Raw genomic sequence first — 11744 nt, 5'->3', positions numbered from 1 at the left:
TTATTATTCTTATTTATTTTTTTGGCGTTACCACTAGGGTCGCGCTTTCCGTTCTATCTTTTTATGTGACAACTTCTCGCCTGCGCTCGAAGAGACCAATAAAAAGGATGCCACTGTAATCGCTAACGCAACAGCAGAACTCCTAAAAAAAGTTCGCTTTCAATTGCAATCCTTCTAGTTCATTGAGTCCAAATAATAAATTCATATTTTGAACTGCTTGTCCTGAAGCGCCTTTTAATAAATTGTCGATGATACTTGTAATTACTAATATATCGTTGTGTTTTTGAAGGTGTAGCAAACATTTATTAGTGTTTACCACTTGCTTCAAATGAATCTCCTCTTCGGAAACAAACGTAAACGCAGCGTCTTTGTAATAAGAATTATACAATTCGGTAGCTTCAGCGAGTGTTCCTTTAAAATTGGTGTACAACGTAGCAAAAATTCCTCTGGAGAAATTCCCGCGATTCGGCACGAAAAATAATTCCGAAGAAAAATCAGTTTGTAAATTCTTAACCGTTTCAGAAATTTCGTCCAAATGCTGATGATTGAACACCTTATAGCTTGAAAAATTAGTATCGCGCCATGTAAAATGTGTGGTTTCAGACAAAGAAGTTCCTGCTCCAGTTGCCCCTGTAACTGCATTAATATGCACATCATTTTTCAGCAAATTAGACGCTGCCAACGGCAACAATGCCAATTGAATGGCCGTTGCAAAACATCCTGGATTCGCGATATACTTCGCCTTCTGAATAGCTTCTTTTTGTAGTTCTGGCAACCCATACACAAAAGGAGTCTCGTTAAAACTAGCAGCGTCTTTTAAACGAAAATCATTGCTTAAATCGATGATTTTGGTTGTAGCTGAAAATGAATGCTGCTCTAAAAAAGCTTTGGAGTTTCCGTGTCCTAAACACAAAAACAACACATCTACTTCCGGATTGATTGTACTTGTAAAAACCAAGTCCGTATCCCCAACTAAATCTTGATGCACCTTGCTTACTTTATTTCCGGCATTTGAGGTGCTGTACACAAAGTTTAGTGCTGCTTTTGGATGATGTAGTAATATTCTAATGAGTTCACCTGCTGTATAACCTGCGCCTCCTATAATTCCGACTTCAATCATGATTCTGAATTTACTTGGTGATAAATCTTGTTTTGATTGCCTATAATTTTTATAAATCCTTTCGCTTCAGCAGCGGTCCATCCTTTGTTCATTTCGCCATAACTTCCAAACTTCGCATTCATTAAATCGTGATCTGAAACAATCCCATTCAATGTAAAATGATACGGTTTCAACGTAACCATTACATCTCCTGAAACATTCTCCTGACTGCTTTCAAAAAAGGCTTCCATATTCCGAAGTACAGGATCTAAATATTGTCCTTCGTGTAAGTGCATTCCGTAGAAATTAGACAGATATTCCTTGTGTTGCAATTGCCATTTTGTGAGCGTATGTTTTTCTAACAAATGGTGTGCTTTTATCGTAATAAGTGCCGCAGCAGCTTCAAAACCGACCCTTCCTTTAATTCCGACAATAGTATCTCCCACGTGAATATCTCTTCCAATCGCATAAGATGACGCTAGATTATTTAGCAATTCTATGTTTTTTTCTGGCGAATTTTTAACACCGTTAAAAACAACAAACTCCCCCTTCAAAAATGTTAGTTTCACTTGTGTTTCCCCTTTATTTTCTAATTGTGACGGATAGGCGGATTCGGGTAAGGATTTTTCCGAAGTCAAGGTTTCTTCACCCCCAACACTGGTTCCCCAAAGTCCTTTATTAATCGAATACTTTGCCTTATCCCAAGGCATATCAATTTTGTACGACTTCAAATAATCAATTTCCTCCTGTCGCGAAAGTTTGTTGTCTCGAATGGGCGTTATAATTTCAATTTCGGGCGCTAGGGTTTGAAAAATCATATCAAACCGTACTTGATCGTTTCCAGCTCCTGTGCTTCCGTGGGCTATATATTTGGCATCGATACTTTTGGCGTATTCAATGATTTCGATGGCTTGAATAATTCGTTCCGCACTAACCGACAACGGATAGCTGTTGTTTTTCAGCACATTTCCGAAGATTAAATACTTGATTACCTTCTCGTAATAGGAAGCAATGGCATCGATGTTTTTATAGGTCGAAACCCCCATTTTATAGGCGTTCTTTTCAATATTCTGAATTTCTTCAGCAGTAAAACCACCGGTATTTACACTTACCGCATGTACTTCATACCCAGCTTTTGATAAACTTACGGCGCAATATGAGGTGTCTAATCCTCCACTATAGGCTAATACTAATTTTTTCATTTCTTCTCTTTTTTTAGAAACATGTTTTGTTTCATTTGTTTCAGTCTTTGAAACACTTTGCTTTTAATTGGTTTTTTCTCTTCGGAAGCTTTTTTAGGATCGTATAACATTCCGGTACACAAGCATAATTTTTGCTCGGTACGTTGTAATACATCGTAATTTTTGCAAGTCTGACAGCCATTCCAAAAGGTTTGATCTGTTGTTAATTCTGAAAAGGTTACAGGTTTGTAGCCTAGTTCGCTATTCATTTTCATGACAGCCAATCCGGTGGTGATACTGAAAATTTTAGCTTCAGGGAATTTGGCTTTCGAATGCTCAAACACCTTTTGCTTAATTTTTTTTGCCAATCCTTGTTCTCTGTAGTCTGGATGCACAATAAGTCCGGAATTCGCCACAAATTTTCCGTGACTCCAAGCTTCGATATAACAAAAACCTGCGAACGTATCTCCATCTAAAGCGATTACAGCGTTGCCGTTTTCCATTTTAGTACTCACGTATTCTGGAGTCCGTTTGGCGATACCTGTACCTCTTACTTTCGCAGATTCGGCAATAGTTTCACAAATAATAGCCGCATACACAAGATGCGATTTGTTAGCAATAACAATTTCCATTGCAATTGATTTTAAGTTAAAAAAGTTGAATATTTATGTTTTGGAAAGAAGAACCGGACTCACCTAAGTTCCTAAAAAGAAGACACCCTTACGGGCGACGGCGACTATAGCGCACAATGTTATGCCTATTTGTTAAAACAGGTAAACTAAATGTGAAAATGGTATTGAAGTTTTGCAAGATTGAAAGAAAAAAATAAAATACAAGGTGTTGTTTGTCAGAAACTAGGCGCGAAGACAGCGTCTACGGCGGAGCGTAGAAGACACGATGGGTGTTATTTTATTTTTTTGAATACTCATAAGGGTCAAATATATAAAATAAAATTTTATAGCGACCAATAAAATGAGACTGTTTTTTCATTTAGTCTTTCAAGGAGTGAATCTGAAAAAAAGTAAATTTCTAAAAACGAAACTGTTAACGATCCTTTACGCCTCTAGAATAGTAAAAAAATATATGTTTATAAACGAATTCAGCCCGTTTTATGTTTTATAAAACGGGCTGAATTAAATAGTTTTGAGAAGAAAGAATTATTTTTTAGTCAATAGTTCTTTTATTTCCTGTAGTTCTTTTTCAATAGCTTGTTGCTTTAGTTTCAACGATTCATTTTCAGATTTTAAGGATTCTATTTGATCTGTTTGCTCTTGAATTGCTTTCACAATAGGTGACAATAAATCGTTATATCTAACACTTAGCATTCCTTCTGCATCTTCGCTAATAATTCCATTCGTTTTTGAACTGCTATTTTCTAATGCTTCTTTTAATTCTTGCGCTATAAAACCATATTCTAGCTTATTTCTATCGTCATTATTTCTATAATAAGATACTGGTCTTAATTGGTTTATAAAATCTAAACCTAAATCAGTATCTTCAATAGTGTTTTTCCATCTTCTATCGGAAGTATAGGTCCATGCTACTTGAACACCAGCATACGTTACAGCAGTATTCCCTATACGAACTTGATTGCTTAGTGCCCCATCAGGCACTGAAGAGAAGTACCCGATTGCAGTATTATTACTACCTGTTGTTACATTATCTAAGGCTCTATATCCAATTCCAGTATTATTACTTCCAGTAGTATTCAACCTAAGAGATTGATAACCAACTGCTGAGTTAAAACTCCCTTCTGTATTAGAGCTAAGAGCAATATATCCTAATCCCGTATTATTATTTCCAATTGTATTACCTGATAAAGAACTAAAACCAGAAGCTGTATTACGAGTACCTGTTGTATTACTTCCAAGAGAAGCACCTCCTAAAGCAGTATTGTAATTTCCTGTATTATTAGCATTTAGAGTGTTTACTCCCACAGCTACATTATGCAATCCTTCCTCATTTGCACTTAAGGATCCCTGACCAATAGCGGTATTATAACTCCCTGTTGTATTATTTAAAAGTGAATTTACACCACTCGCTGTATTCCCTGATCCAGTTGTACTATATAAAAGTGAATTCACTCCATTTGTTGTATTATTAACACCTGTTGTATTGTTACTAAGGGCATTGGCTCCTGTAGCTGTATTATTAGTTCCTGCTTCATTTAATCTAAGACTTCCACTTCCTAAAGCAGTGTTATTGCCTCCCGAAGTGTTCGTGTAAAGTGTATTTGCACCAATCGCTGTATTTCCTGTTCCAGTTAAATTAGAATAAAGAGCATTTGCCCCCATAGCTGTACCACTAGACCCCGTTGTATTTTGTGAGAGTGAATTAAATCCAGTCGCTGTATTATAACTTGCTGTAGTATTACCACTAAGTGCATTTACTCCAGTTGCTGTATTATAATGTCCGTTATTTGTGGAAAGAGACAATACTCCAATAGCTGTATTACTACTTCCTGATGTATTAGTAGTAAGAGCGTTTTCACCGATGGCTGTATTATTGCTAGCCGTTGTATTGGATGTGAGTGCATTAACCCCCATGGCTGTATTGTTTGTTCCTGTTGTATTTGCATACAATGAATTTGTTCCAGTAGCCGTATTATTACTCGCTGTATTAGAACGAAGAGATCCTGAACCAGTAGCTGTATTATTAGCTCCAATCGTGTTATAGGTAAGAGCTTCATAACCACTTGCTGTATTATTACTCCCTGTAGTATTATCGAAAAGAGAGAAAGTACCACTTGCCGTATTCTGTGTTCCTGATGTATTTTGTGTAAGTGAATTAGTCCCTATAGCAGTGTTTTCACTTCCTCCAGCATTCTTATTAAGAGAAAAAGAACCTACAGCAGTATTATTAGTTCCTGTAGTATTACCCGCCAGAGAAAATGCTCCCGTTGCTGTATTGCTTGTTCCTGATGTATTTCCAGACAACGAACCTGTACCTGTTGCTGTATTAGAGCTTCCTGTTGCATTCGATAAAAGAGCATCTTTACCTAATGCTGTATTGCTATATCCCGTTGTATTAAAACGAAGCGAGTTAAGACCTAAACTTGCATTATCAAAACCTGTTGTATTAGATGATAATGAATTCACTCCAAAAGAAGCGTTATTAGCATCCAAAATACCTGCAAGTACATTATTTCGTTTAAAAACTACATCTTCATCATCGGTGGTACCCATAAAATTAACGGTATCATCCGTTCCTGAATTACCTAGTATACTCCATGCGCCATCAACCGTTTCAGAGGTTGCTAACCGTGACCATTCCGATCCAGTCCAGTAATAGTATCCTGGTGTTACATCGGCAACCGTTGCTGTGTTATATATTAGTAAACTAGTTAACGGTGTTGTAATGGTTGTAGTATCTGTTGTAGACTCCAAGCTTATTCTAGGCATTAATACACCTTTATTTGAACTTGTAACATCTAAAATAGAAGAAGAATGTGGTACATCTGTATTGATACCTACTTGAGAAAAAACAGTGCAGGTAAATAAAAATAATAAAAAGGGAATAGTTTTCATTTGTAGGGGGATTTCGTGTAAATTGCGAATTTAAACGTTAATAATCAACCATACAACGATTTTTGTAGGAAAATTTACTGTCGACGAAAGGCAATAACCCTTAAATATTCTAAATCAAATACTTACTTATTTCAAGTAACTAAATCTAATTTTAAAATTTTGATGCTTTTCTAGTATAAATCAATGAAATAGCCCTTTTCGAAACTATTAGCTTCAACGAAACCGATCAATTCTTCTATTTTAGCCTTTTTCGCTTCTGCTTATAGAACTGTTTATCGGCAACATAAATGGTTTTTTGAACTTCACAAAAAACAGTTGACTCACTTTTATCTGTTAGCTGTGTATTCTTTATAATCTCTATTTCTTTGTCTTCAATGACTTGCTTTTTAATTTGAGCCAATTCGTCTAAGGTATAGGTAAATGTTGCGTATAAATTTTCTTTAGCAGGACGCTTAAAATAAATTTCGGCAGATTTGTCCCAAACAACATACTCTTTTCCGAGTAAATCCATTAATTGTACCATCGGAATTGGATCTACTGCTGAAAACAAACTCCCACCAAAAATGGTTCCTACATAGTTTCGGTTTTTGTAACTAATCGGTAATTTGATGGTTATGTGTAATAAATCTTCGGAAACCTTTAAAATTCGCGCTGTACTCCTTCTGTACATTGGAGATAGATTGAAACCGTATTTAAAAAGTTTGTGTTTTTTAATAAACTTAGATCCTATTTCGTTCAGACTTTGATAAAATGACATATGGTAAATAAAATTGAAAAAATGATAACCGTTTTAGTTCAAAATTAATCTTCGTTCACTTTTGGATAATCTGTGTAGCCCTTTGTTCCTGTAGTGTAAAACGTTTCTGTATCCCAAGGTGCTAATGGTTTCCCTTTTGAAAATCGCTCGACTAAATCTGGATTTGAAATAAATAACTTTCCGAAGGCAACCAAATCGGCATCGCCATCTTCAATAATTTTATTCCCTTTTTCTTGGTCAAAATTTGAATTTATCATCAATGTTCCTTTGTACATCGGTCGATAACGCTTGGCAACTTCTTGAATGGCTAAAGGCTCATCTGAAACATCTGTAAAAGGTTCAGAGAGGTGTAAATACGCCAAATCGTACTCATTCACTTTGTTTACAATGTAATCGAACGTTGGTATGGTTTGTTCGTCTACAGTAATTCCGAAGATATTATGTGCTGACGGATTTAAACGAATTCCTACCCTATTCATTGGCATTACTTCTTTCAAGGCATCTAAAACTTCAAACAAAAATCGAGTTCTATTTTCGATATTTCCACCGTAAGCATCGGTACGCACATTCGTGGTTGCGCTAAAAAATTGATGAAATAAATACCCATTAGACGAGTGTAGTTCTACTCCATCAAAACCAGCATCCATCGCATTTTTTGCAGCATTTTTAAAATCCTGAACCGTGCTTTTAATCTCTTCTAGAGTCATCGCCTTAGGCGTTACAGTATCTTTAAATCCTTGCGGTGTGAATGATTTTGAATTCGGATTGATTGCTGAAGCCGAAACAGGAAGCGTTCCGTTGTGAAAATCGGGATGCGATATGCGCCCTACGTGCCACAATTGTATGAAAATTTTTCCGCCAGCATCGTGAACTCTTTTTGTCACTTTTTTCCAGCCTTCCACTTGTGCTTCGGAATAAATTCCAGGAGTATGAATATATCCTACTGCTTGTTTAGAAACTTGCGAACCTTCAGAAATAATTAATCCTGCGGAAGCACGCTGCTCGTAATACAAACCGTGGAATTCTGACGTAGGAACATTTTCTGTATTATTCGCTCTACTCCTTGTCATAGGAGCCATTACAACACGGTTTTTTAAGGTGAGTGATCCCATTTTTAACGGTTGTAATAAGGCTTGTTTTTTCATAAAAGGTGACTGAATTTTATTTAAAATGTGAACTACAAAGTTACCATTTATCCTTCAAAAGAAGGAAGAGATCTTCGTACTTGTAAGAAAATTTAAATAAAAGCATATATTTACATAACTAGTTATATACTTTAGAATATGAATACAATTCACAACGCAGGCAAAAAGGCCATTGGGAGTCGATTGCGCTTACTCACGGCAAAAGTTACCGAGAATGCTGCTGAAATTTATAAGCTCTATAAAATTGATTTTTCACCTAAATGGTTTCCGGTGTTTTTTGTTCTTTCAGAAGAAGGAAAAAAAACTATAACTCAACTAGCAAATGAAATTCAGCATTCACAACCCTCTGTTACTAAAATTGTAAAAGAATTAGCTACGGCAGGCTTAGTGAAACTAAATTTAGAGACTACAGACAAACGTAAAAATATGGTAAGTCTTACCAAGAAAGGAGAAAAAACAGCAGTACTATTAGAAGATCAGTACCAAGATGTTGAAATAGCGATTGAAAATATGATTGAAGCATCTACACACAACATCTGGGAAGCAATCAAAGAATGGGAATTTTTACTTGAACAAAAATCATTGTTAGACCGTGTAAAAGAGTTGAAAAAAATTCGTGAAAGTAAGAATGTTCAAATTGTGCCTTATGAAGCGAAATATAAAACGGTATTCAGAACATTAAACGAGGAATGGATTACCTCCTATTTTGAAATGGAAGAAGCCGATCATAAAGCACTTAAAAACCCGAAAGAATACATTTTAGATCCTGGAGGAAAAATATTCGTAGCTTTATATAAGGATGAACCTCTCGGAGTGTGTGCGCTGTTAAAAATAGACCACTCAGTCTATGATTTCGAACTTGCTAAAATGGCGGTTTCACCCAAAGCCCAAGGAAAAAACATTGGTTACTTATTAGGTAAAGCAATTGTTGAAGCGGCTAAAAATGAAGGGGCTAGCAAGCTTTATTTAGAAAGTAATACTATTTTAAAACCTGCAATACATTTATATCAAAAACTAGGATTCAAAAAAATTATTGGGCTTCCTACTCCTTATAAAAGATGTAATATTCAAATGGAGTTAGAAATTGAATCCTAGTAATCGCATTAAAGAACCACTACCCTTTTAATTCTTGTTTTAATTTAATGGCAAGTGTTTCTGTTTTTCTTCGAAGTTTTTTAGCATAACTTACCTGAATTTGAGTTTGTAATAATCGATCAATGACACTGTTTTGATATTCTCTGTTATTTAGTAAATCTGAATAATTTGAAGGTTGTCCAAAAGTTCTAATCTGATTATAATTTTCATCATCTTTAGGAAGTAAATCAATTAATGAAATGTTTTTTTCTATAATTGGTTTTAATCGATTTTCCACAATATTCCTAATCTTAGATTCTTGATTTTTAAAGATGTTCATTTCGTTAGGGTATTCTGAAATCAAGCCTTTTAACGATTGGTTTTCAAGGAATTCAAATTTGTTTGTATTATTAATAGAATTCAATGCTTCGTCTCTCAAATTAGTGTTTCTAAACTTCATTTGTATTATTAAATCTTTCGTGTCTACTGTCAATGCGTTATTACGAACACCAATATAATTAAGAGAATTTTCTAAGGTTAATACGCTGTTAGTATAGCGAACAATAGCACTATCTAAAACATTTAAATTTGTATGCAATTCATTATACAAGCTTTCATATATCTTTATTTCTACGATTCTATTTTTTTTAATTTCGTTTAAATTGTTAATCTTCCAAGCAATTAAAATACCGATCACGATTAGTAAAATTTCTCCAAGACTATACAACAGGTAATTTTTAACTTTCCCTGAAATCAACAATTTTCTTCTAAATTTTCTGAATAGCTTCATAGTGGGTTCTTTTAATTATTTGCAAAAAAAATTATGGATTAAAAAATTCCGCTACTGTACGTGAACGAAGCTTATTAATCCATAATAGTTTAACAGGTCTCTACTTTTAATTTATTCCTTTTTCCCTCTCCCTTTCGGTTTTGGAGCTTTCTTTAATTCTTCTTCGGAAATAAAGCCATCTTCATCGGCATCTACAGTATCAAAACTATCTTTTAGAGGACCTTCAACTTCAGATTTAGCAAGTTTTCCATCTTCATCTGAATCCATTTTCTCTAACAACTCACTAAACGTTGGGGGTTTCTGTGGACGTTCTCCTTTTGATTGTGCATTCGAAGTTGCGACTCCGAAACCCATAAATACTACTGTTACTACGACTAATTTTAAACTGATCTTTTTCATAATATTTTTATTTAACTGTTCTCCTTTTGGACGTCGAAGAAAGTGAATAGTTTAAGGCGATAAAGCGCTTTTAAGCCAATGTTCCCGCTTTTTAAATGAATGGCAACAATGGTTCAATTAAAACTATGAAAGAAGACTGAAATCCTTTTTAAAATTGAAGCCTAAGTAGTTGGCATTTCTTCTAAAAAAATAGAAGGCCAATCAAATTTGTATGTGGGATAGTTTTTTATCTTTAAAAATTAATTTGAGCATACATGAATTGGAACAGCATTAAAAAAACATTAGGTCCCGGAATTTTATTTGCAAGTACTGCTATTGGAGTATCGCACCTTGTACAAAGTACTCGAGCTGGTGCCGATTATGGGTTTGCGCTATTCGCTTTTGTTATTTTAGCCAATGTTTTAAAGTTTCCCTTTTTTGAATATGCTGCTCGATATGCTGCCGCAACGGGTGAGTCTCTTATCGATGGGTACAAACGGTTGGGGAAATTTGCTATTTGGGGTTATTTTTTGGCGATTCTTGCCTCCATGTTTTTTGTTACTGCCGCCATTGGATTAGTAACAGCTGGCTTTATGGATAATCTATTCGGATTGTCTTCCCTATGGCCTTCATTTAATCTATTCCCTGTTGTTTTAGTATTTCTTATTAGTGCTGGTGTTTTGCTCATTGGGAAATTTAATCTCATCGACTCCATCATTAAAGTAATTGGAGGTATTTTATTTATATCTACTTTAATTGTTTTTGTCCTCATTCTTATAAAAGGTCCAGAGCCTTATGCGGCAGGGTTTAAAAAGCCTGAAGTTTTTAATGAAGTTGGCATTTTATTTATTGTAGCTTTAATGGGTTGGATGCCTACCGCACTAGATATTTCTTCGTGGGTGAGTTTATGGTCGGTCGAAAAAATGAAAACCACCAACTACCGCCCAACGCTTAAAGAATCTTTATTCGATTTTAATTTAGGTTATTGGATTTCAGTGTTTTTATCAATTTGCTTTTTGTGCATCGGGGCATACTTACTCTATGGAACAGGAAACGTACTCCCTTCAGATAGTGTTGGTTTTGCAGATGGAATAATAAAACTATATGCCGAAACTATTGGGCAATGGAGTTATATTCTAATTGCTATTTCTGCTTTTTCAATCATGCTAGGTACCAGTCTTGGTGTTTTTGATGGCTACTCCCGAACACTACAACGCATTTCTAAAATTTTGTTTTTTTCTGAAACTGATAAGAATGAAGAACAACGTTTACGAAAAATACTCATCGCGTCTATTTTAATACTATCACTAGGCTCATTGTCAATTATCTTTTTCTTTAAAGGACAGTTTAAAACACTAATCGATTTAGCGACAACCATATCTTTCTTAATTGCCCCCTTAATAGCGATTGCAAATTTTAAATTAGTAACTAAAAAATATGTGGACGAAGCCTTTGTGCCAAACCGTTTTATGAAGGTTTTAAGCTATATTGGAATTGTATTTTTAACAGGTTTTGCCCTTTTTTACTTGTATATTAAACTAACATAAGTTTTTCATAGTCAGCAAAATAAAACGCTCATAAAAAGTAAACGCATTGCTTTTTCAAACAATGCGTTTCTTCCTTAACAAAACCATAAAAAAACTAATTTATACCTATAAGACTGCTTATTTCCTCAAAAGTTTCTTGATACTAAGCACTTTAGTATTTATTTAACATCATTCGTTCATTTTGAGTAAAAAATGTAAAATTAAATTGTTTAACAATTTGTATTTTTGTTTCAACCAGGTACGAGA

General features: G+C 34.8%; 10 protein-coding genes. 2 read left to right on the top strand and 8 right to left on the bottom strand.

Annotation, left to right across the window (positions count from 1 at the left end; genetic code table 11):
• Positions 1–142: 142 nt before the first annotated feature.
• The 6 genes from argC to BLQ00_RS08640 all read right to left on the bottom strand — a co-directional run bounded on the left by argC (position 143) and on the right by BLQ00_RS08640 (position 7709).
• Positions 143–1120, bottom strand: a complete 978-nt coding sequence (gene argC / locus BLQ00_RS08665; RefSeq protein WP_093143192.1) for an N-acetyl-gamma-glutamyl-phosphate reductase — start codon at positions 1118–1120, stop codon at positions 143–145.
• Complete coding sequence (locus BLQ00_RS08660) at positions 1117–2301, bottom strand: argininosuccinate synthase (RefSeq protein ID WP_093143190.1); 1185 nt, start codon at positions 2299–2301, stop codon at positions 1117–1119. The genes argC and BLQ00_RS08660 overlap by 4 nt, the downstream gene beginning before the upstream one ends.
• Positions 2298–2912, bottom strand: a complete 615-nt coding sequence (locus BLQ00_RS08655) for a GNAT family N-acetyltransferase (protein ID WP_093143188.1) — start codon at positions 2910–2912, stop codon at positions 2298–2300. The genes BLQ00_RS08660 and BLQ00_RS08655 overlap by 4 nt, the downstream gene beginning before the upstream one ends.
• Positions 2913–3437: 525 nt before the next feature.
• Positions 3438–5807: a tail fiber domain-containing protein gene (locus BLQ00_RS08650; RefSeq protein WP_093143185.1), complete on the bottom strand. Its 2370-nt coding sequence runs from the start codon at positions 5805–5807 to the stop codon at positions 3438–3440.
• Positions 5808–6042: 235 nt separating this feature from the next.
• A complete protein-coding gene (locus tag BLQ00_RS08645; RefSeq protein ID WP_093143183.1) occupies positions 6043–6564 on the bottom strand; it encodes a DUF4442 domain-containing protein in 522 nt (173 codons plus the stop codon).
• 44 nt (positions 6565–6608) lie between these two features.
• Complete coding sequence (locus BLQ00_RS08640) at positions 6609–7709, bottom strand: alkene reductase (protein ID WP_093143180.1); 1101 nt, start codon at positions 7707–7709, stop codon at positions 6609–6611.
• 138 nt (positions 7710–7847) lie between these two features.
• On the opposite strand from BLQ00_RS08640, the gene BLQ00_RS08635 reads away from it, so the two are divergent.
• The gene (locus BLQ00_RS08635; protein ID WP_093143178.1) at positions 7848–8804 is read left to right on the top strand and encodes a bifunctional helix-turn-helix transcriptional regulator/GNAT family N-acetyltransferase; all 957 of its coding nucleotides are present in this window, start codon (positions 7848–7850) and stop codon (positions 8802–8804) included.
• A 19-nt stretch (positions 8805–8823) separates the two neighbouring features.
• Here the strand turns inward: BLQ00_RS08635 and BLQ00_RS08630 are convergent, their stop codons facing one another.
• Complete coding sequence (locus BLQ00_RS08630; protein ID WP_093143175.1) at positions 8824–9573, bottom strand: hypothetical protein; 750 nt, start codon at positions 9571–9573, stop codon at positions 8824–8826.
• A gap of 111 nt (positions 9574–9684) precedes the next feature.
• Positions 9685–9972: an EF-hand domain-containing protein gene (locus BLQ00_RS08625; protein WP_093143174.1), complete on the bottom strand. Its 288-nt coding sequence runs from the start codon at positions 9970–9972 to the stop codon at positions 9685–9687.
• 254 nt (positions 9973–10226) lie between these two features.
• On the opposite strand from BLQ00_RS08625, the gene BLQ00_RS08620 reads away from it, so the two are divergent.
• Positions 10227–11498: an NRAMP family divalent metal transporter gene (locus BLQ00_RS08620; protein ID WP_093143172.1), complete on the top strand. Its 1272-nt coding sequence runs from the start codon at positions 10227–10229 to the stop codon at positions 11496–11498.
• Positions 11499–11744 lie beyond the last annotated feature (246 nt).

Source organism: Ulvibacter litoralis (assembly GCF_900102055.1).
Taxonomy (GTDB): domain Bacteria; phylum Bacteroidota; class Bacteroidia; order Flavobacteriales; family Flavobacteriaceae; genus Ulvibacter; species Ulvibacter litoralis.
This window is presented reverse-complemented; position numbering and strand designations above follow the sequence as displayed.

What these genes read in the sequence shown, in the direction of transcription:
- BLQ00_RS08655 (WP_093143188.1), bottom strand. Translation starts at nt 2,912, where the DNA reads ATGGAAATTGTTATTGCTAACAAATCGCATCTTGTGTATGCGGCTATT.
- BLQ00_RS08620 (WP_093143172.1), top strand. Translation starts at nt 10,227, where the DNA reads ATGAATTGGAACAGCATTAAAAAAACATTAGGTCCCGGAATTTTATTT.
- argC (WP_093143192.1), bottom strand. Translation starts at nt 1,120, where the DNA reads ATGATTGAAGTCGGAATTATAGGAGGCGCAGGTTATACAGCAGGTGAA.
- BLQ00_RS08650 (WP_093143185.1), bottom strand. Translation starts at nt 5,807, where the DNA reads ATGAAAACTATTCCCTTTTTATTATTTTTATTTACCTGCACTGTTTTT.
- BLQ00_RS08640 (WP_093143180.1), bottom strand. Translation starts at nt 7,709, where the DNA reads ATGAAAAAACAAGCCTTATTACAACCGTTAAAAATGGGATCACTCACC.
- BLQ00_RS08635 (WP_093143178.1), top strand. Translation starts at nt 7,848, where the DNA reads ATGAATACAATTCACAACGCAGGCAAAAAGGCCATTGGGAGTCGATTG.
- BLQ00_RS08630 (WP_093143175.1), bottom strand. Translation starts at nt 9,573, where the DNA reads ATGAAGCTATTCAGAAAATTTAGAAGAAAATTGTTGATTTCAGGGAAA.
- BLQ00_RS08660 (WP_093143190.1), bottom strand. Translation starts at nt 2,301, where the DNA reads ATGAAAAAATTAGTATTAGCCTATAGTGGAGGATTAGACACCTCATAT.
- BLQ00_RS08645 (WP_093143183.1), bottom strand. Translation starts at nt 6,564, where the DNA reads ATGTCATTTTATCAAAGTCTGAACGAAATAGGATCTAAGTTTATTAAA.
- BLQ00_RS08625 (WP_093143174.1), bottom strand. Translation starts at nt 9,972, where the DNA reads ATGAAAAAGATCAGTTTAAAATTAGTCGTAGTAACAGTAGTATTTATG.